18 protein-coding genes and 1 other RNA gene are annotated in these 20,462 nt (G+C 36.6%); 3 read left to right on the forward strand and 16 right to left on the reverse strand.

Annotated features, from left to right (window positions below; all coding sequences use genetic code 11):
- Window positions 1–53: 53 nt before the first annotated feature.
- The 6 genes from F1560_RS07750 to F1560_RS07775 all read right to left on the reverse strand — a co-directional run bounded on the left by F1560_RS07750 (window position 54) and on the right by F1560_RS07775 (window position 3,624).
- A complete protein-coding gene (locus F1560_RS07750; protein WP_149474063.1) occupies window positions 54–1,190 on the reverse strand; it encodes a THUMP domain-containing class I SAM-dependent RNA methyltransferase in 1,137 nt (378 codons plus the stop codon).
- A gap of 349 nt (window positions 1,191–1,539) precedes the next feature.
- Window positions 1,540–1,913: RNase P RNA component class B (rnpB, locus tag F1560_RS07755), an RNA gene on the reverse strand.
- Window positions 1,914–2,004: 91 nt separating this feature from the next.
- Window positions 2,005–2,313: a cell division regulator GpsB gene (gpsB, locus tag F1560_RS07760; RefSeq protein WP_149474064.1), complete on the reverse strand. Its 309-nt coding sequence runs from the start codon at window positions 2,311–2,313 to the stop codon at window positions 2,005–2,007.
- A 196-nt stretch (window positions 2,314–2,509) separates the two neighbouring features.
- Window positions 2,510–2,926 (reverse strand): cytidine deaminase, encoded by a 417-nt coding sequence (locus F1560_RS07765; RefSeq protein WP_149474065.1) that lies wholly within the window; start codon window positions 2,924–2,926, stop codon window positions 2,510–2,512.
- Between the two features lie 70 nt (window positions 2,927–2,996).
- Complete coding sequence (locus F1560_RS07770) at window positions 2,997–3,347, reverse strand: DUF1798 family protein (protein ID WP_149474066.1); 351 nt, start codon at window positions 3,345–3,347, stop codon at window positions 2,997–2,999.
- 79 nt (window positions 3,348–3,426) lie between these two features.
- A complete protein-coding gene (locus F1560_RS07775) occupies window positions 3,427–3,624 on the reverse strand; it encodes a hypothetical protein (RefSeq protein ID WP_149474067.1) in 198 nt (65 codons plus the stop codon).
- A gap of 670 nt (window positions 3,625–4,294) precedes the next feature.
- On the opposite strand from F1560_RS07775, the gene recU reads away from it, so the two are divergent.
- Both recU and F1560_RS07785 read left to right on the forward strand, forming a co-directional pair.
- Window positions 4,295–4,879 carry a Holliday junction resolvase RecU gene (gene recU / locus F1560_RS07780; RefSeq protein WP_149474068.1) on the forward strand — a complete coding sequence of 195 codons (585 nt, stop codon included), beginning with the start codon at window positions 4,295–4,297 and terminating at the stop codon, window positions 4,877–4,879.
- Window positions 4,880–4,897: 18 nt separating this feature from the next.
- The gene (locus F1560_RS07785; protein WP_149474069.1) at window positions 4,898–7,630 is read left to right on the forward strand and encodes a penicillin-binding protein 1A; all 2,733 of its coding nucleotides are present in this window, start codon (window positions 4,898–4,900) and stop codon (window positions 7,628–7,630) included.
- Between the two features lie 96 nt (window positions 7,631–7,726).
- Here F1560_RS07785 and nth read toward each other — a convergent pair whose 3' ends face one another.
- From nth to F1560_RS07835, 10 genes are all read right to left on the reverse strand, one after another.
- Complete coding sequence (gene nth / locus F1560_RS07790; protein ID WP_149474070.1) at window positions 7,727–8,386, reverse strand: endonuclease III; 660 nt, start codon at window positions 8,384–8,386, stop codon at window positions 7,727–7,729.
- A gap of 4 nt (window positions 8,387–8,390) precedes the next feature.
- Complete coding sequence (locus F1560_RS07795) at window positions 8,391–9,077, reverse strand: DnaD domain-containing protein (protein ID WP_149474071.1); 687 nt, start codon at window positions 9,075–9,077, stop codon at window positions 8,391–8,393.
- 183 nt (window positions 9,078–9,260) lie between these two features.
- A complete protein-coding gene (gene asnS / locus F1560_RS07800) occupies window positions 9,261–10,553 on the reverse strand; it encodes an asparagine--tRNA ligase (protein ID WP_149474072.1) in 1,293 nt (430 codons plus the stop codon).
- Between the two features lie 226 nt (window positions 10,554–10,779).
- On the reverse strand, window positions 10,780–11,289 hold the full coding sequence (locus F1560_RS07805) for a cell wall elongation regulator TseB-like domain-containing protein (RefSeq protein ID WP_245347745.1): 510 nt from the start codon (window positions 11,287–11,289) through the stop codon (window positions 10,780–10,782).
- A 321-nt stretch (window positions 11,290–11,610) separates the two neighbouring features.
- Window positions 11,611–14,412 (reverse strand): ATP-dependent DNA helicase DinG, encoded by a 2,802-nt coding sequence (gene dinG, locus F1560_RS07810; RefSeq protein WP_149474073.1) that lies wholly within the window; start codon window positions 14,410–14,412, stop codon window positions 11,611–11,613.
- Window positions 14,413–14,653: 241 nt separating this feature from the next.
- Window positions 14,654–15,658, reverse strand: coding sequence for a biotin--[acetyl-CoA-carboxylase] ligase (locus tag F1560_RS07815; RefSeq protein ID WP_338112805.1), 1,005 nt, complete (start codon window positions 15,656–15,658; stop codon window positions 14,654–14,656).
- Window positions 15,625–16,827: a CCA tRNA nucleotidyltransferase gene (locus tag F1560_RS07820; protein WP_149474074.1), complete on the reverse strand. Its 1,203-nt coding sequence runs from the start codon at window positions 16,825–16,827 to the stop codon at window positions 15,625–15,627. The genes F1560_RS07815 and F1560_RS07820 overlap by 34 nt, the downstream gene beginning before the upstream one ends.
- A gap of 2 nt (window positions 16,828–16,829) precedes the next feature.
- Complete coding sequence (gene bshA, locus F1560_RS07825) at window positions 16,830–17,972, reverse strand: N-acetyl-alpha-D-glucosaminyl L-malate synthase BshA (protein ID WP_149474075.1); 1,143 nt, start codon at window positions 17,970–17,972, stop codon at window positions 16,830–16,832.
- Between the two features lie 166 nt (window positions 17,973–18,138).
- A complete protein-coding gene (dapB, locus tag F1560_RS07830) occupies window positions 18,139–18,933 on the reverse strand; it encodes a 4-hydroxy-tetrahydrodipicolinate reductase (RefSeq protein ID WP_149474076.1) in 795 nt (264 codons plus the stop codon).
- 15 nt (window positions 18,934–18,948) lie between these two features.
- The gene (locus tag F1560_RS07835) at window positions 18,949–19,260 is read right to left on the reverse strand and encodes a nucleotide pyrophosphohydrolase (RefSeq protein ID WP_149474077.1); all 312 of its coding nucleotides are present in this window, start codon (window positions 19,258–19,260) and stop codon (window positions 18,949–18,951) included.
- A gap of 200 nt (window positions 19,261–19,460) precedes the next feature.
- On the opposite strand from F1560_RS07835, the gene F1560_RS07840 reads away from it, so the two are divergent.
- Window positions 19,461–20,333: a YitT family protein gene (locus F1560_RS07840; RefSeq protein WP_149474078.1), complete on the forward strand. Its 873-nt coding sequence runs from the start codon at window positions 19,461–19,463 to the stop codon at window positions 20,331–20,333.
- Window positions 20,334–20,462: the final 129 nt, after the last annotated feature.

Raw genomic sequence — 20,462 nt, forward strand, 5'->3', positions numbered from 1 at the left:
TTTTTATTCAACTCTTTTATTGCAAAAAAAATCTCTTGATACCTCTTCAAGGATTAATCCATCTTTATTTTTTCTCCAAAATATTGATAATAATTGGTTTGAATAAATCCATTGAATAGCTTTCTTTTCTTTGTTGCCTGTGCACCGTATTGTTTTTCAAATGCTTCAAAGGCTGTAATAATGTAAACGCTCCAGGAAGGATGGTTTTTCATTATATTTCCTAAATCTCGATACATGTTTGCTACTATATCCTCGTCGCCAATACGTTGACCATATGGCGGATTACTTATAATATAGCCATTATCCTGCTGCAAAGTTAAATCACTTACTTGCATCTGCTTCCAAGTAATCAGATCTCCCAGCCCTGCTTCGATTGCATTATCATTTGCAATTTGAATCATTTTATGGTCAATATCGGATCCAGTAATCATCAGTTTTTGGTCATAATTTGCTTTGTCTTCTGCTTCTTCAAAAGCATCATCCCATAACTTTCTTCGTAATAGCGTCCAATCCTCTGAAGCAAATTCTCGATTGAAACCAGGTGCGATATTTTGCCCAATCAGTGCTGCCTCAATAGCAATTGTTCCAGATCCACAGAAAGGATCAATTAAAGGATAATCCGGTTTCCAGTTCGTAAGCATGATCAGTGCAGCAGCTAATGTTTCTTTTAATGGCGCTTCACCTTGTCCTACACGATAACCACGTTTATGGAGTCCTGTACCTGATGTATCGATTGTTAGTGTTACAACATCCTTTAATAACGCGACTTCTATTTTATAAAGTGCTCCTGTTTCAGGCATCTTGGTAGCTAGACCATATTTTAGTTTTAATCTTTCAGCAATGGCCTTCTTTACAATTGCTTGACAGTCAGAAACACTAAACAGTGTTGATTTCACAGATTTACTAGAGACGGGAAATTGACCATCCTCTGCGATATAATATTCCCATGGCAATGCCTTCGTTGCTTCAAAGAGCTCATCAAATGTTGTAGCCTTAAATTGGCCAACAATTAGTTTAATTCGATCAGCACTGCGAAGCCATAAATTACAGCGTGGTATAGCTGAAAGTGGTGCTTCAAATATAACTTTACCGTTATCTACAGTTACTTCGTATCCTAATTGTTTTACTTCATGTGCAACTACCGATTCTAGACCCATTGCTGCGGTTGCGATTAATGTTACTTTTTGCATCCAACTATTCCCTTCGATTTTAAGTTATTCTTAGTTTACCATATTAGTGTGTATTCAAAAAGGAGGATAAAAAGGACCGAGAGGTTCAAGGCGGTGTAGCTTTGAGTACCGGAACGTATGCAATTAATACGTGAGGAACAGAATAGCAAGCCAACGAGCTTCCACAGGATGTGGTGACTTCGATGTTCGACACAGGACGTGTCGGTACTTAGTCGAAGGTCTACTGCTCTCGATGTGTCATTTTTACCGGACTTTTTCGAAAAACCTATAGAACATAAAAATTAAAAAAACCTTTCCTCTACCGACATCGGCCAAGAAAGGTTTCTATTCGTATTCAGACCATTAAATGCTCGATAAGCCATGTTCTGTACCATTGTACTGCAAACGGTGGTCAACCTCGTACTCCGGATGTAATCATCTATCTACAAGATCATACTTGTCCCTCTTTCGGTTGAATTCCCTACTAAAGGATGCCCCTACCATTATTTGGGTTGCTCACTCGCGGGGTTTACCTCGTTCCACCTGAAATGTTTCCACTCCAGCTACGTCACTGTGGCACTTTCAAGAATAATTCCATATCACGAATGACTTAGGAATGTCTTCTGCCGTTAGCGTAAAAGCTACCTTGACTTATGAATTCATCAAGCACGAACACTACAAACATCTCAGTTTGTGTGAGCATGGACTTTCCTCTGCATTTGCATGCAGCGATTACTTGAGCATTTAATTACCGTACGTATAAGAATAGCATACTTCTAAACATTTTTCAATGGCTGAGAAAAAAACAGCTGCAAAACCATATTGAATCAGGTAACTATTCACCAGATTCAACGAATTTTTTACCGAAAACCGCTTTTTCCAAGTTAGATAAACGTTTTAATACATCATAATTCACTTGACTAGTAGCTTGTGGGGCTCTCGTTCTTGTTTGGTCAGTAGAATTTTTTCTAAGCTTTTCATTCTCAGCCTGCAATCGATCGATTTCTTGTTTATACAAATCATAATCTTGTATGATAACATCAAGGAATTCATCAACCTCTTCTTGGTTATATCCACGCATTGCTGTTTTAAAGTCTTTCTCCAAAATATCTTTCCCACTAAGTTGAACTCGATTTATACTCATCTCATCACCTCATGATCTTCATCTATACTATTTTTAATAGAATTATTTAGGTTCAATTATAAATGTATGAATCAAAAGAAGCTTTATTACCGAAATTATACTCTTATTATACCATAAAAAAGGAAACTGAATATCAGTCTCCTTTATTTTTTCATAAATAAGGAAAGAATGACTACTTTTGGTTAAGATATAATTTTTATTCATTAGCTTTTAGTAAATCATCCGTTTCAAATGAAAATGGTAACAATTCTTCCATTGTAAATGATTTTATTTCTTTTTTTAAATTCGTCAAATGGATTGACATGGACTTATCAAAAAACTCACTCATTACTTGGCGACAAGACCCACATGGCGGTACAGGTCTTGCGGTATCCGCTGCAACAGCAAGTTCTTGAAAATCGGTCTCCCCTTCTGAAATAGCTTTAAAGATTGCCACTCGTTCTGCACAGCAGGAAACAGGATATGCTGCATTTTCAATATTACATCCGGTATAGACTTTCCCTGATTTTGTAAGCAGAGCCGCTCCTACTCGAAACTTGGAATATGGAACATAAGCACGCTCTCTTATTTTTATTGCTTCTTCAATTAGTTTATTCGTTAGCATTCCACTCATCCTTTTAGTATAGTGCAAGTTATTATAGGAGCATTTAAAATAATTGTAAAGTTATTTTGATAAAGAAATCTTACGATATATCTTCTAGTAGCAAATCAAACACATACAAAATAGATGTGTATAATTCCATATATCGTTTCCTTCTCGCATCAATGTAATAACTGTGCATTAACAAGAGCTCCATATTTTCTCTCGTCGATGCTACTTGATGTGGGTGTACCTTTGCTTCTCTATTTTTAACAACCTTTAATGCTGTAGCTTCCCACTCTTCTAACAATGTATAGATTGGCAAGGTTTCTTCTCTAACTTTCAAAAAAAACGCTCGATCTCGACTGTCCACAGGTGCTTCATTATGATCAAACTTTTCCCTTAACTGATTAAGATGACTTTTCAGACTTTCTGTTTGTTCTTTTAATTCCATGCTGCATTTCCGCCTTTATTGGTTTATAACTGTATACCCCTACTTTATCATTTTTATGTCTAGAAGGCATCTAATTCGTTCAAGCTCTCATTTTTTCGATTGCTGATTTTGTAAAGTCGATCTGATGAATTTCTTTTTGAAAATGTATCCATACTTCGCGGTCTACATGCACTTTTAATTTTTGATCAATAAAACGAAGCTGATCCTCCATTTGTTGTAATGTAATATGTGCTTTATTTTTGCTAATACCCTTTTGTTCTTTTAAAGGATAAGACATATTATCACCCTTATTTTTTATTTGTTATATCTTAAATTCTCCATCCAACAGTGACTACCCTTTACCTTCGACAAAACTAGAAGCTATATTACAAAACTAGTGGAAAGGGTTATTTTTTCACTGAAATGAGACAAACTATAATTAAAGGAGGTGTTACTGTTGAAACAGTCGAAGAACGAACGCAAAAACGCAGCTGGACGTGGAGAAAAATCATTGAAAACTGGTGATAAAAAATTAAATGGGCCGAATCGTCCATCTACTTAAATAAATAATAGGAGTCAAAGGGTTTGTGTAGTTTGTCTATACAAATCCTTTCCCTGTCTATATGGTTTTGTATAATTAATGTTTAAAATAATGAAAGAAACTGCCCCGTTTATTTTTACCATACGTATCAATATATCATTAATATTACACTTCTTTAAAAAACCGTTATAAACTTGAATCAATTGTGAAATTATGTACAATAAAGAATGGAAAAGAGTTTAACGAAACGATCGTTAAATTGTCAATAATGTGATCGGTTTTGATTTGTTATATCATGATATAATAAAGTACTAGCTACAAAAATTATTATTCTAGGCAAATAGAGTAAGCTATTCTTTGTGGTTTAAAGTTATCATTTACCTCTTTTTCTGATATTATACTGTCATATGCTGGGAGGGAATATCTTTTGAACTATCCAAATGGGCAACGAAAAACGATGCCAGTCAGGATAAAACAAGATAAAAATACATTTAGTAACCGAGGGATGTCCTTAGAGGAAGATATTAATATTACCAATCAATTTTATCTTGACACGGGTAGAGCAGTCATTCATAAAAAACCGACACCCGTACAAATTGTCAATGTAAATTATCCAAAACGAAGTGCAGCTGTGATTACAGAGGCATATTTTAAGCAAGCTTCTACTACAGATTATAATGGTATTTATCGCGGTAAATATATTGACTTCGAAGCAAAGGAAACCAAAAATAAAACCCTTTTTCCTTTAGCGAACATACATGATCACCAGATTGAACACATGAAGTCAATTATTAGCCAAGGCGGAATTTGCTTTATCATTATTCGATTTGCGGCCTATGATGAAGCATATTTTTTAGAGGCAGAGAAACTTTTCCTATTTTGGGACGACAAATTAAATAATGGGAAAAAATCCATTTCCTATGAAAAAATTCAAAATGAAAGCTACTTAATCCCATTTCATTTTCAAATGCGTATTAATTATTTATCGATTATAGATAAGCTTTATTTTTAGAGACGGAGGTATGGAACGATGGCAGAAAACAGCCAGAGTCGAGCAGCTAGAAGAAAACAGAAGAAAAAAACGAAAAAGAAACCTATTTGGAAGAAAATATTATTTTCATTTCTCCTCGTATGTTTATTACTTGGAGTGGGAGGTACAGCTTTAGCAGCTTATTGGATTGCAACAGCTCCAGATTTGGATCCAGCAAAATTAGAGGATACTTTCTCTTCTACACTTTACGATAAATATGGAGAAGAATTTGCAACCTTAAGCGGGGAAGAAAAAAGGCAGAAAATAACTTACGATGACCTGCCCCAAGTTTTGATTGATGCCGTAACAGCAACGGAGGATGCGAGATTCTTTGAACATTCGGGTATTGATTTACGAAGACTTGGTGGTGCAGTGTTAGCGAATATTTCGGACGGATTTGGTTCGCAAGGTGCTAGTACAATTACACATCAAGTGGTTGAGAGATCATTTTTACCACCTGACAAGAAAATAAGTTTAAAAGTACAGGAACAATGGCTAGCATTACAGTTAGAGAGACAATATTCCAAAGAGGAAATCCTGGAATTTTACTTAAATAAAATATTTTATGGTAATCATTCCTATGGTGTTGCAGAGGCTGCTAAAAACTATTTTGGTAAGTCTGATTTAAATGACTTAACGATAGCAGAAGCAGCAATACTTGCTGGTTTACCACAACGTCCTACTGCATATAATCCTTTTGAAAATCCCGATTTAACAGAAGGAAGAATGAATACGGTGCTTACATTAATGGTAAGACATGGAAAGATTACACAAGAACAAGCTGACGAAGCTAGAGAAGTAGACATCCCTTCCCTGCTTGTGGAATCACGTCCAGATCCAACGCCATATGAAGCATTTATACAGCAGGTAAGACAAGAAGTAGAAAGCAAAGTTGATGGTGCAAACATTGACTCAGATGGATTAAAAGTCTATACAACAATAGATCCAAGTATCCAGGAACATGTTGAATTTTTACTTACAGATAGTGATGAAAATCCAATCGCCTTTCCAGACGACCAAACGCAAGCAGCAATGGTTGTATTAGATACAAAAAATGGAGAAATTCAAGCAATCGGTGGTAGCAGAAATAATGAAAAAATCGGAGGATATAATTACGCCATTCGCGGTGGTAGCCAGCTCGGTTCAACAGCCAAGCCAATTATGTCTTTTGGGCCAGCAATCGAGTATGATAAAATTTCAACTTATCACCAGTTGAATGATGATGCGCCGTATGAAGTTGGTGGTTCTACTCCGATTCGAAACTGGAATCGAAGTCATGGTGGCTGGATGACTGCTAGGCACGCTTTAAATCAGTCTTTAAACGTACCTACTGTTAAGTTGTTAGATGAAGTTGGAATTAGTAAAGCGCAGGAATTTGCTGAAGGTTTAGGAATAAAATTCCATAATGATCAAATGGCAATTCGAGATGCTATTGGTGGAACTGAAACAAATGTGACTCCACTTCAATTAGCTGGAGCATACCATGCATTTGGGAATCAAGGAATTTATACGGAGCCTTATGCTGTAACAAAAGTTGAATTCTCAGACGGAAGAGTGGTAGATTTAACTCCAGAATCAACTGCAGCTATGTCAGATTACACAGCATACATGGTTACGGATATGTTGAAATCTGTTGTTACGAGTGGTACTGGTACTGCCGCAAATGTACCTGGTGTACCTGTAGCTGGTAAAACCGGGACGACAAATGAAAACCGTGATTCATGGTTTGCTGGGTATAGTACGAATTATACAATTGCAGCTTGGACTGGCGGTTACACAGAAGATGGAAAACGAGCACCTTTAACGGATACGAAACTTTCACAGGCATTATTTAAAAACACGATGCAAAAAATATCAGAAGGAATTGAAACACCTGATTTTGTTAAACCAGATTCTGTTGTTGAGGTTACCGTAGAGAAAGGTTCAAACCCACCAGCGCTACCGAGTGAATATACACCAAGTTCAGATAAGATTACCGAGCTCTTTGTTAAAGGAACAGAGCCTAAACAGACTTCCGAGAAGTTTGATCAACTTGATCCAGTTTCTGGATTAAATGCAGTCTACGACGAGGAATCAAACTCCATTCAAATTGATTGGAATTATAGTTCCGATGACGACGTCAGCTTTGAAGTAAGCGCAAGTGTAGACGGTGGTCAAATGCAAAATCTCTCTTCTACGGAGGATACGTCAATGGAAATCACCGAAGTGGAAGCTGAATCTGTTTATGAGATTCAAGTAGTTGCTATAAGCGGATCGATGAAAAGTGATCCAAGCACGACTTCTGTAACGGTTCCAGGTGAAAATGAAGACGAGGAAGAAGAGGAAAATGAGGAAGAGAACGAAAATGAAGAAGAAAATGAGGAAGAGAACATTCCACCTGTAAGTGGCTTATCTGCACAATATATTGCAGCATCCTCTATCATTGATGTAAATTGGAATTATAATGGACCTGATGCATCTTTCGAAGTATCCGTGAACGGTCAAACACAAACGGTACAATCGAACGGAATTGAAATTAGTGGTGCAGCACCAGGTCAAAGCTATACAATCAATGTCACACCAATCGGTTCGAATAATACCCGTGGAGACACTCAAAGTACAAGTGTTGAGGTGCCAGCGGATGAAGAAACAAATGGAAATGACGATGAAGAAGACGAAAATGAAGAGGAACAACCAGAAGATGAAGATGAAGAGGAACAACCAGAAGAAGATGAAGAAGATACTGAAGAATAGCTAAAGACATTTGAAAAAGAGGTAAACTCCTGACGAGTTTACCTCTTTTTACTTCGTTTAGAAAAAATAATTATCCTATAAGACGATCACCATTATTTACTTTACAACAGCAGCTTTTTTCATTCGTTTTTGACCTTCTCTACATAGTTCAAGCAGTGGACATTCTGGGCAATTGGGGTTTCTTGCCTTACAGTGGTATCTCCCGAAGAAAATCATTCGGTGATGTGTGACACTCCATTCATCTCGAGGTACTTTGCGCATAAGTGTTTCTTCTACCTGAACCACAGAATCCTTCCACCTGCATATACCTAGTCGTTTGGAAACACGCTCTACATGTGTGTCCACTGCAATTGCTGGCTCATTAAAAGCGATGGAAGCAACTACATTTGCCGTTTTCCTTCCTACACCAGCAAGTTTCACTAGTTCTTCTTTCGTTTGTGGAACTTCACCATTATAATCATCGAGTAAAACTTGGCAGAGCTTTTTTATATTTTTTGCTTTCGTACGATATAGACCAATGGACTTTATATCTTGTTCTAATTCTTCTAATGTGACTTCTAGATAATCCTCTGGCTTTTTATATTTCTTGAATAAATCAGCCGTTACTTTATTTACAAGCTTGTCTGTGCATTGTGCGGATAGCAAAACTGCGATAACAAGTTCAAATGGATTGGAGTGAACGAGCTCCCCTTCCGCATTTGGAAACATCTCCTCCATCACATCGAGGCAATATCTTATTTGCTTTTTCGTTAACATTGTCTCAATTTTCCTCCTCTAACCAGTTGTAGTAAAAAGATGTATCGCGCTTTGGTATGTTTTCTTGTTTGGAAGTTGATTGGGTTGAGTGGAATTTTTTGCTTGCATCACGAGCTTGATCAACAGAATGAATCCCTTTCTTTTTCCATTCTCGGAGGATCCTGTCAATATACTTGAAATTAAGCTTGCCCATTAACACAGATTCACGTAAACCAGCTTTGATTAACGCTGGCGCTATTTCGTCTTCATCAATCCAAGTATTAATCGTTTCTATCTCAAATGGAGATAACGGTCTTCCAAATTCTTGTTCAAATACAATAAATATAGTACCAATTGTTTGCTCTTCTTGGATTTCGATTTCCTCTTCAATAAATAACTTTTCCCAAAGTGGATCTAGTGAGTAAGCTTCACTCAATTGCTTGTTTTCATTTTCCTTTTTTTCAATAGAGAGAAGATTTTTTTGAACTAATTTTCGCAGTAAGTTTGCACATTCTTGCTCATCCATTGTTACATGTTGGGAAAGCTCATATGGTGTAGGAAATTCGTTTCTGATTTGTAGATAACGAAGTAATTGAAGAACAAGCATTACTTCTTTTTCGTTTAATCCCAGTTGTTTATATTTTGAAAGTAATTCAATTGGTATCTGTAATTGATTAAGTAAAATTTGTTGAAATGAAAATTTATTTGTCATGTTTGTCTGCACCTCTACTCAAGTATAGCATGAAAGATATATTCTAACATAAAGTGAAACTTCATTCAGTGGGATTCTCCACTGAATGTTAGTACCTCAAGGGAGACCCAGAGGCCTTTGAACAGAATCAGAAATTAAAATCCCTTGCTTTTATTTTGCAAGGGATTTTAAAGGATTTATTTATTATGGATATAGGCGATTTAGCAATCTTGGGAATGGAATCGTTTCGCGTACATGCTCCACTCCAGATAACCAGGCAACTGTTCGTTCTAGTCCTAATCCAAATCCAGAGTGTGGTACACTTCCATACTTACTTAATTCTAGATACCACTCATATGCTGGTCCTGTCAGTCCATGCTGTTCATATCTTTCTTGCATTAACGCAAGGTCATCAATACGCTGTGAACCGCCGATAATTTCTCCATAGCCTTCTGGGGCAATTAAATCTGCACATAGAACGACATCAGAACGTTCTGGATGTGGCTTCATATAGAAAGATTTAATCTCCGCTGGATAGTTTGTAATGAAAACAGGCTTATCGAAGCTTTCAGCAATTGCTGTTTCGTGCGGAGCACCAAAGTCTTCTCCCCATTTGATATCATCGAATCCTTTTTCTTTAAGCAATTCAATTGCCTCATCATACGTAATTCTTGGAAATGGTGCTTTAATGTTTTCTAATTTGGATGTATCCCGTTCAAGTACCTCTAGTTCAAGCTTACAATTTTCCAATACAGATTGAGCGATATAGCTTACATAATTCTCTTGAATTACTAGGCTTTCCTCATGATCAACGAAAGCCATTTCTGGCTCGATCATCCAGAACTCAATTAAATGTCTACGTGTTTTCGACTTTTCTGCGCGGAAAGTTGGACCAAATGAAAATACTTTACCAAATGCCATTGCTGCAGCTTCCATATAAAGTTGTCCACTTTGTGATAAGTATGCTTCCTCGTCAAAATATTTTGTATGGAATAACTCAGTGGTACCCTCTGCTGACGATCCTGTAAGAATTGGCGGATCAATCTTCACGAAGTCATTTTCATTGAAAAACTGATACGTTGATCGAATAATTTCGTTACGAATTTTCATAACAGCATGTTGTTTCTTCGAACGTAACCATAAATGACGGTGATCCATCAAAAACTCTGTGCCATGCTTTTTAGGGGTAATTGGATAGTCAACTGCTTCCTGAATTACCTCAATGTCACTAACCTGTAGTTCATAACCGAAAGAAGATCTTGTATCTTCAACAATTTTTCCGGTAATATACATACTCGTTTCTTGTGTAAGGCTTTTAGCACGTTGAAAAGTTTCTTCAGATACATCATTCTTTACAACGACACCTTGAATAAATCCTGTTCCATCACGTAGTTGTAAAAAAGCAATTTTTCCACTAGATCGTTTGTTAGTAAGCCATGCACCGATCGTTACTTCTTGATCTTTATGTTTTGCAGCTTGTGAAATAGTTGTTTTCATATCATGTTACCTCCAAATGTACTGTCTATTCTCTTAATATGTTGGAATAATGTAATCGATATATAGGTTTCATCCGTATCGATAATTTACTTACACCTCATCAGAATGATCAAAACTGGATAACCTGAGATAAGTCTCTTCCATCTTTTCCAATGCTTGTTTATTATACACCATTTCGCTCGGGTAAAGTAAAATTTTAAAGGCAGTTTTAGCTCTATACCCGGTCTTAATTAAACATTCTTTTAAAGCGGTACATGTGAACTGGGGATCCATCGTAAATTGATTTGTAATCCAGCACATACTCATCATTCACATCATTATAAGCAATTTCCCATAGTGCTTCGTCATCTTCTAGTGCAGGTGTAACCTTAATGAGCTTACAGCTATTACATTCCGATTGCCACCTGCTTATGATTTCTTCCTCTGTTAATATTTCAGATTTATCAATTGTAGTCAAGCTTTTTTCCTTCCCTTCAAGCGGATAGAAAATAAGCTTTTCTTCATCTGCATCATTACTTCCAAATAAAACATGATAAGCCTTAGAACCATTATATTGTTCAATTTTTTCTATTTCTGTAATAGATGTTTGACTAAGTATTTGTCTACTCGTTTCATCAAATCCAGCAGTTTTGCTATCATATAAATTATTATAAAGAACGATACCATATATGCCCAACCCGAGAAGGATAACAAGCAGGGACAAGGAGCTCCATAGTAGCCAATTCGATTTATTCATAATCATCATCCACTAATGACCCAACCCATTGATTGATTTTATCTTTATCAGACAAACAATCAGGAAGTACATCAGGTAAAAATGATATTGTATAGTGATTCATTATAACTCCTCCAACAATTGTGTTTCTATTTTATCAATTTTTACTATACATAGCTCTAGTCAGTATGTAAACAATAAGAGCAACGTCGAATTAAAAAGCGCAACTACAATAAACCAGTAGTCAAGATACGAGTTAATTTGACAAAAAATCCTAACCCATATCACATCTTAACTTACTACTGATGCAGAAACATCAGTAGTTTTTTTATGTTGTTATCATTAAAACCATTCTTCCGCTTTTTCGATCAGGCTTTGTGTCGTATCAAATGCGATAGGTACATTTGGAATTGACTCTGTAAAGTATTTGCCATAGCGTGTTTTAATAATACGTGCGTCACAAATAAATACAATCCCTCTGTCGCTAGATGAACGGATAAGTCTGCCAAAACCTTGTTTGAATTTAATAACAGCATTCGGTAATGATAAATCCATAAACGCATTTTTGCCGTCTTCTTTTACCAGATTTGATTTCGCTTCAAACACTGGGTGGTTTGGTGGCTGGAACGGGAGTCTAACAATCATGAGGCATGATAAATCGTCTCCTGGTATATCCACACCCTCCCAGAAAGAACTTGTTCCAAGCAAAATCGCGTGATCAAAGGTTTGGAAATTCTTCTTGAGTCTAGACCTACTGCCACTCGTTATTCCTTGTCCAATTAAGACATACTTCCCTGTGTCAATCGTTTCTTTTAAAAGGGTATAGGATTTTTTCAGCATATCGTAGGATGTAAATAAAACGAGCATTCTTCCCTCAGTTATTTCGGCAAGTGACAAAATTGCTTCACATGTCGCATAAATAAAATCATCGATGTTTCCATACTTAATATCTGGAAAATCATTTGGAACGAGTAGTTGAACCTGATCTTTATACGAAAAAGGCGACTCTATTTTCTTTGTGATCAATCGATCTGTACTTAATCCTAGCCTTTTTTGGATGTAATCGAATGAGCTTTTCATCGTCAATGTAGCGCTTGTCATGATAACACTTTTCTTTACTCGGAAAAATTCATTAGCAAGTAATTCAGATACCTCAGCTGGCTCACTATATAAATAAACCGCATTTTTTGTACCTTTTGTATCTATTTCGATCCATTTGACATGTGGTACATTTCCTTCGGTAAAGAAAAGCTGTTCCAATCGATCAATAAAATTTTGAAATGTGCTTGTAATTCCGTCTAATTCTTCTTTGTCATATTTATCCATTAACTCGCTTTTCGTCAAATGCTGCTCAATAAGTGCAAGGATATGAATAAGATCTCGAATAAAGAATGTAAGCCTTGTTACCATTTCTTGAATTGCATCCCACGTTTTCTCTGCTTCTTTTTCTTCATCAAACCGGTACTGTAATCTCCCGATATCACTTAACGACTTACTGTTTTTATGTTGAGATACAACGTAATTGTACAAGTTTTGAAATAAATCATCTATTTCATATTTAGCTTGATCAAATAGGCGGTCCCATTTTTCAAGAGGGACTTGCACTTCTGTCAACGAATAATTTGTTACAAGCTTGCCAAATAATTTACCATCATTTACACGACCAATTTGATTAAAGATAAATTGCATATTGATGTAGTCAAGCTTCATTCCATAATGGTGTGAAGCCGTCTCTTCAAAGTGATGCGCTTCATCGATAATTACTTTTTCATACGTCGGTAAAAATTGATAATCATTGAACATATCTGTACATAATAATGCATGATTCGTTATTACGACATCGGCTTTTTGCGCCTTTCTCCGTGCTTTTTGATAAAAAGATTTGGAGAACCACGGTGAGAAAGAATCGACCTTTCCTTCTGCATCTGTAGATATTTTATTATAGAAAAAATATCCACTCGACGGTAGCTGTATTTCGTCAATATCTCCAGTATCTGTTTCAGTCAACCATATCAGTAGCATTGCTTTCGTTAATGCAATATCATAGTTGTCATATGAGCTATCATTTAACTCATATGCAAATTTTTCTAAGCTGATATAATGACTTTTTCCTTTTAGGATTGCCACTTGAAACGGAAAAGTTGTTAGGCTTCTTAAAGCAGGAATCTCTTCATCCAACAGTTGACTCTGCAATTGTGTAGTATATGTACTAATAATGAGCCTCTGATTTAATTTTACCGCTTCATAAATTGCTGGTAATAAATATGCTAGCGACTTCCCTGTTCCTGTTTCAGCCTCAATTAAAGCATGTGTATTCGATCGAAAGGAGTCAAAGATTATTTCTGACATCTCACGTTGGCCAGCTCTTTTTTCATATCCTTTCATCTGCTTCTCCATGGAACCATTAGCTTCATAAATCCCATCAAGATACTCTCCATAAGACTCCTTGACGACAGCTGTTTCTTTTTTCGTTTCGGGTATCTCTTTAAAGGCTAACCCTTGATAAATCGTTATATCTTTCGGGGAGGTAGTTGCAAATGCTAGTCTATCCATTTGATTTGATAATATTTCATGAAGGTCGGAAATAAATAGCTTCTCCAAGTTCAATAAGTGAGCAATTGTTTCATATGGCAATGATTCTAATTTGTTCATTAGTTTTAAAAATAACTTGGCCGTTACATAAGCGTCGGACAATGCGCGGTGAGGATCATCGTGATGAATATCCAAATATTCCGCTAGCTGGCCAAGTTTATAACTAGGCGCTTGAGGAAATAGTATCCGTGAAAGCTCTACCGTATCTAATACTGGATTTATCAATCGCTCCCTGCCATTGGCTGCAAGTTCTGTGTTAAGAAAATTAAGGTCAAACTTTACATTATGAGCAATTAAATAACTGTCTTTAAAAATATCAACTATTTTATCGGCTTTTTCATGAAATAATGGTGCATCTTCCACATCACTATCAGAAATTCCGGTTAAATTTGAAATAAATGATGGAATGGGCATCTTTGGGTTAAATAAGGTTGTACGGGTATCTGTGATCTCATTATTTTCTATAACGACGAGACCAACTTCAATTATTTTATCACTTTTTAACGGAGAATGTCCTGTTGTTTCCAGGTCTATTACGACAAATTTATTCACCTGATCCACCTTACTTTCTAAGTCCGGTTTATCTAAATGTTATTCTCATTAAATCATTCGATTTCTACAGACCTTTTGTTTGTTAATAGTAAAACTCTTATCGTATAAAGTGATAAGAGTTAGTCGACCTCGTGTAAACTACATGTAATAATCTACAGAATAATGAACCCAATAATAATGATAGCAGGATTTCTACCTACGTCAACTACTAACTGTTGCTGTGTTTAGGGTTTCTGTAGTGTCATTCCCTGTTCGTATCATTAAACCACTCTATTTCAGCAGAATAAAGTGAGATCGGTTTTCCTTCCTCTGTTTCTGTACATAATGCACCATCCTCAGAAATCCCATGAAATGGTGCTCTCCAATAATCTTTAAACGTTTTGATAGCAATTTCTTCTCCGATTTTGAAACCATAGCTTTCCCATTTCTTTTTAATTGGTAAAAATCCTTGTTCCATATATTTGTCGAAAGAAGCTTCAAAAGCAATTAACAGTTCTTGAATAAGGTTTTTAATCGATAATTCGTTACCTGATTCAATTCGGAGTGACGTTGCTTTGGATTGAATATCTTCATGTAAATCGTCTCTCGTTTGATTTACATTTAATCCAATTCCTATCAAAATATATTGAATTTGATCTTGCTCAGCCTGCATTTCTGTTAAAATTCCTGCTGCTTTCTTCTCGTTAATTAGAATATCATTGGGCCATTTAATAAAAGGTTTAACAGAATCATATTTATCCAGCACATCTGCCAAGACAGTGGCAGTTAAAAGAGTCAGTTGTGCTGCATGGTTCGGGAGTATTTTTGGTCTAAGGATGATACTTAGCCACATCCCTTTTCCCTTTGCGGAGTGCCAAGACCGGTTCATCCTCCCTCTTCCACCTGTTTGTTCATCGGCAACAATAATTGTACCGTGTGGTCCCCCTTCACGAGCAGCTTGATGTCCGATTGCTTGTGTAGAATCTACTGTTGGGTGATGAAGAATTGTTTTTCCAAGCCACGCGGTATCAAGTCCCCATTTTAGTGTATTGCTGCTTAATTTATCGGGAAATTCCGTAATACGATAACCAACTCTTGGTTTGGCTTCGATTTGGTAACCATCTTTTTCGAGTTCTTTCATTTGCTTCCAAATAGCATTTCTAGAAATGCCTATCGAATCGGATAAAGCCTGTCCAGAAATATAAGCATCTCCATTCTCTGCTAGAAGCTGAATCAATTGGTCTCGGGTGGATTCCATTTTATCCATTCCTTTATCTCTTTTTTATTATTTTCTAATTTACCGGATACAACGTTAAATTCAATGCGTTTGAGTAAATTTTGTATCCATCGGCCTCTTTTCCTTTCGGGAAATAATGTCATTAAATCATATCCATTAAAAGCTAACTCTTCTTTTGAATGAATGGAAAGCTGTTGTTCAATTGCTTTCATTTCCTGCAAACGAATTGTAGTCGTTTGTGTAATATTCTCGCTAATTCGTATAAATCCCTCATAAAAGGCTGGTGTTAATCGGTAGATGAGCCATGGATCCATCCCATGTGATTCAAAATGAAAATAAGCCTCGACTAAATGAATCGCTTCCTGTTTTGTTTTATTCGAGCATTTCCACTCCTTGACCCACCGACTGACCTCTATAGTTGGATTGACAAGATGGAATAGCGCAATGACTTCGGCAAAGGATTGTAATGGTCTTATTGATGCTGGTAATGAGGAAAGAATGTGAGGGAAATCGCAAAATACTGGTAAGTATCGTTCAATTTGCAAATCTTTCACATAAGTTAAAGCCCGGTTAACATCATTCCCAGCAAATAGTTTCGTAAATTCATTAGCAATCCGCTCAATTGCAAGGGTTTTAATTTCACTGCTTACATCCTTCATTTCCTGAAAGGTTTTCGGATCAATTGTAAATCCTAGCTGACTGGAAAAGCGAATTGCTCGTATAATCCGTAGTGGGTCTTCGGTAAACCGCTCATAGCCATTTCCGACTGTTCTAATAACTCGTTTCTCAATATCGTTGATTCCTCCAAATAGATCAATCATATTGCCATTCAAATCCATTGCTAGCGAATTAATTGTGAAGTCCCGACGTTCTAGGTCTTTATCAATGTTGTCAATGAATTGAACAGAGTCAGGATGTCGTTTATCAGAGTAATTCCCATCAATACGGAATGTAGTCACCTCATAGGACTCATTGTTATGTCGGACAATTACAGTTCCATGTTCTATCCCAACTGGAATGACCTTTGTGAAAATCTTCTGGATAAATGCAGGTGAGGCGGAGGTTGCAATATCAATATCACCGATTGGGCGCTCCAACAAAAGGTCACGCACACAGCCACCAACAAAATAAGCTTTATGATCTTGTTTTTCAATATGTTCGAGTACTGGTTTAGCCATTAAAAAAACTTTTGGTAGCATGGTTAATCACCATTTTCTATATTGGTTGTTAAAACTGTATCATACAGCTGCTGATAGTGGTTTACTATTTTTTTTGATGCAAATTTATCTTTCGCCTGTATGAAAGCATTATCGGAAAGGCGTTGCATTAACTGATCATCGGTTAGCACTTCAATTGCATGGTTTGCTGCCGCATCTATGTCGCCTAGCTCAACTGTATAGCCTGTTTTATCATGCTCAATAACTTCAGGGATCCCGCCTACGTTCGTACCAATACTTGGAACACCGCATAGCATCGCTTCAAGCAAAACAAGTCCGAAGCTTTCTTTTTCGGATAATAAAAGCATTAAATCAGCTATTGATAATAACTCCCGAATGTTTGTTTGTTTTCCTAAGAAGCGCACCTCTTCTTTTAATCCGAGTGAATCAACAAGCTGCACCATATCAGCGTATTCCGGTCCGTCACCGACAAGTAGTAACTTACTTTTTACTTCATTCCGAATTTGTTTAAAAGCGTATATGATGTCTTGTACACGTTTTACCTTTCGGAAGTTTGATATATGGATGAGTACCTTCTCATCGTTTGAAATGCCGTATTGTTGCCTTAACGCAGGTACATGTTGCTTATAATAGTCTTCTTCATTAACAAAATTATAGATTGTCGTTATTTCCTTGTTTACATCAAGCATTTCAACCGTTTGCTTAACAAGACTTTCGGAAACAGCAGTTACGGCATCAGATTTTTCGATTCCGTACTTAATGATCTTTTTAAAGGTTTGATCAATACCGAGTACAGTAATATCTGTTCCATGAAGTGTTGTCACAATTTTTACGTCATGATCTGCAATATCTTTAGCCATGATTGCACAAATGGCATGTGGCATTGCATAGTGAACATGAAGGATATCAAGTTTTTGCTGATCGATAACTTCGGCCATCTTTGCTGCAAGCGCTAAATCATATGGTGGATACTGAAAAACTGGATAATGATTTAATTCTACTTCATGATAAAATATCTTGGGGTGGATTTTGGTCAGCCGAAATGGAATGCTTGATGTTATAAAATGGATCTCATTTCCTTGTTCAGCAAGCAGTTTACCGAGTTCAGTTGCAATTATTCCTGACCCACCAACACTTGGGTAGCATGTAATCCCTATTTTTTTCACATTTCTCCTTCTTTCTATACCTTTACTTTCACGTTTAACTGTAGAGAACAAAGGCACTCACCAATTCTTGGCCAATGCCTCTACTGCATTTATTCATGTCGATTGCATTTTGCGTAGTTGGTAGATAACGCAAATACGTACCATTCGGTTATTATGGCATCAAGGGTTACAAGATGTTTTCCATCCCGTATGCAAGCTCCTTCATGTCCATAACATGATTAACGGATAGTTTAATACCATCCATAAACGATTCACGGTTTAATGAGTCATGTTTGATGGATAGCGTTTGACCAGGACTTCCAAAAATCACTTCTTGATGCGCAACAAGTCCTGGTAAACGAACACTATGAATATGCATGCCATCCATTTCAGCTCCACGAGCACCTCTTATTGTTTCTTCTTCTTCTGGGTGTCCTTGTTTTTTATAATCTCTTGATTGCATAATTAATTCTGCTGTTTTCTTCGCAGTTCCAGAAGGGGCATCCAATTTTCGATCATGATGCTTTTCGATGATTTCTACATCAGAAAAATATTTAGCGGCCATTTGAGAAAACTTCATCATTAGAACGGCACCGACTGCAAAATTGGGTGCAATAATACAACCTAATTTTTTTGACTTAGAAAGTTCTGCTACCTCATTTAATTGTTCATCTGTAAATCCCGTCGTTCCCACAACAGGTCTCATATTATTTTCTAATGCCAATTTCGTATGATAGTAACCAACCTCAGGAACAGTTAAATCAATAAAAACATCAGCTTTTACTACTTCAAAGCATTCTTCCGCATTTTCGTAAACTGGTACATGTAATGGTGGTAAACCCTGTATATCCTTAACTTCCTTCCCACCATTTTTTCGGTCGATACATGCTACTAGTTTAAAATCGGATTCCTGACTTACCATATTTACTGCTTCTCGGCCCATTCTGCCTCTTGGTCCAGCTAAAATAATATTTATTGTCATCAAATTCTCTCTCCTTTAATTCTTGTCGTCTTTACGAATCCAGCGATCTTTATCTCTTGTTTCAATTTTACTTATCGCCATATCGAATGACTTAGATAGGTCGATATCAAGCGAGTTTGCAAAACAGGCGAGAACAAATAGAATATCCCCAAGTTCTTCTTCAACCGTATATGTTTTCTCAGAAGACTTTTTTGGCTTTTCACCATAATAATGACTTACTTCCCTCGCAAGCTCACCGACTTCTTCCGTTAGTCTTGCCATTTGTGATAATGGTGAAAAGTATCCTTCCTTGAATTGAGAAATATAAGCATCAACCCGTTGCTGCATTTCTTTTGTGCTATATGTAGGTGTATCGATGGTAATTCCCCTCTTCCTTTTCGTTCTTCTTTCATGTTAGCTAAAAGCTACTCATTTGACAAATTTTTTAGATGCAAAAATTAAATTGTTGTTCGCTATTAAATTGTCTATAATAAGAAGAGATTTGATTCATGGGCGAAATTGAATTCATAATCCGGAGGTCATACTACATGCTAAAGGGGTTAAATCTTAAAAATATACTATTTATCGTATTGGGATCCGCTATTTTTTCGTTTGGTATTGTACATTTTAATATGCAGAATAACCTTGGTGAAGGTGGTTTTACAGGGATTACATTATTATTTTATTTTCTGTGGCAATGGGACCCGGCTATCACCAATATTTTATTAAATATTCCGTTGTTTTTTATCGGTTGGAAATTCTTAGGTAAAAACACTTTTATTTATACGATAATTGGAACAGTTACAGTATCCATTTTTCTAAGAATATTTCAAACATATCAGTTTAATGTACCGTTAGAAAATGATATGACGTTGGTAGCTTTATTTGCTGGTGTATTCATTGGTGTTGGTCTAGGAATTATATTCCGTTTTGGAGGAACGACTGGTGGGGTTGATATCATTGCAAGACTCGTAAACAAATATGTGGGCTGGAGTATGGGCCGAACCATGTTTCTATTCGATTTTATTGTTATTGCTACGTCCGTATTTGTTATTTTAGATTTAGTGGAAGGTATGTATACACTAGTCGCTGTTTATGTTGGTGCTCGTGTCATTGATTTCCTTCAAGAAGGAGCTTATTCAGCTAAAGGAGCAACCATCATCTCAGGGAAAAGCAATGAAATCGCAGATAAAATTCTTACTTCAATGGATCGCGGAGTAACTGTACTAGATGGACGCGGTAGTTTTTCAGCTGAAAAGCGGGATGTACTCTATTGTGTTGTTGCAAGAAATGAAATTGTAAAATTAAAAGCTATTATTAACAGTATCGATCCACATGCATTTGTGGCTGTAACAACCGTTCATGATGTACTTGGCGAAGGGTTTACACTCGATGAGAATAAAAATCCGATACAAGATTAAGCGGATAGAAAAAAGGATGACGCTGTGTCATCCTTTTTTCTGATTTATTATGTCTTTTGAAAACCCCTGGCTATGCCGGGGGTTCCATAGAGCTTCCAGCGAGGTATTAAAAAAAAGCCTCACTTCGTG

The organism is Oceanobacillus polygoni (assembly GCF_008304605.1).
Lineage (GTDB): Bacteria > Bacillota > Bacilli > Bacillales > Amphibacillaceae > Oceanobacillus > Oceanobacillus polygoni.

What these genes read in the sequence shown, in the direction of transcription:
- nth (WP_149474070.1), bottom strand. Translation starts at nt 8,386, where the DNA reads ATGTTAACGAAAAAGCAAATAAGATATTGCCTCGATGTGATGGAGGAG.
- F1560_RS07765 (WP_149474065.1), bottom strand. Translation starts at nt 2,926, where the DNA reads ATGAGTGGAATGCTAACGAATAAACTAATTGAAGAAGCAATAAAAATA.
- F1560_RS07805 (WP_245347745.1), bottom strand. Translation starts at nt 11,289, where the DNA reads ATGAATAAATCGAATTGGCTACTATGGAGCTCCTTGTCCCTGCTTGTT.
- asnS (WP_149474072.1), bottom strand. Translation starts at nt 10,553, where the DNA reads ATGAAAACAACTATTTCACAAGCTGCAAAACATAAAGATCAAGAAGTA.
- F1560_RS07775 (WP_149474067.1), bottom strand. Translation starts at nt 3,624, where the DNA reads ATGTCTTATCCTTTAAAAGAACAAAAGGGTATTAGCAAAAATAAAGCA.
- F1560_RS07835 (WP_149474077.1), bottom strand. Translation starts at nt 19,260, where the DNA reads ATGCAGCAACGGGTTGATGCTTATATTTCTCAATTCAAGGAAGGATAC.
- F1560_RS07750 (WP_149474063.1), bottom strand. Translation starts at nt 1,190, where the DNA reads ATGCAAAAAGTAACATTAATCGCAACCGCAGCAATGGGTCTAGAATCG.
- F1560_RS07815 (WP_338112805.1), bottom strand. Translation starts at nt 15,658, where the DNA reads ATGGATAAAATGGAATCCACCCGAGACCAATTGATTCAGCTTCTAGCA.
- F1560_RS07785 (WP_149474069.1), top strand. Translation starts at nt 4,898, where the DNA reads ATGGCAGAAAACAGCCAGAGTCGAGCAGCTAGAAGAAAACAGAAGAAA.
- F1560_RS07840 (WP_149474078.1), top strand. Translation starts at nt 19,461, where the DNA reads ATGCTAAAGGGGTTAAATCTTAAAAATATACTATTTATCGTATTGGGA.
- F1560_RS07820 (WP_149474074.1), bottom strand. Translation starts at nt 16,827, where the DNA reads ATGCTACCAAAAGTTTTTTTAATGGCTAAACCAGTACTCGAACATATT.
- F1560_RS07795 (WP_149474071.1), bottom strand. Translation starts at nt 9,077, where the DNA reads ATGACAAATAAATTTTCATTTCAACAAATTTTACTTAATCAATTACAG.
- F1560_RS07770 (WP_149474066.1), bottom strand. Translation starts at nt 3,347, where the DNA reads ATGGAATTAAAAGAACAAACAGAAAGTCTGAAAAGTCATCTTAATCAG.
- gpsB (WP_149474064.1), bottom strand. Translation starts at nt 2,313, where the DNA reads ATGAGTATAAATCGAGTTCAACTTAGTGGGAAAGATATTTTGGAGAAA.
- dapB (WP_149474076.1), bottom strand. Translation starts at nt 18,933, where the DNA reads ATGACAATAAATATTATTTTAGCTGGACCAAGAGGCAGAATGGGCCGA.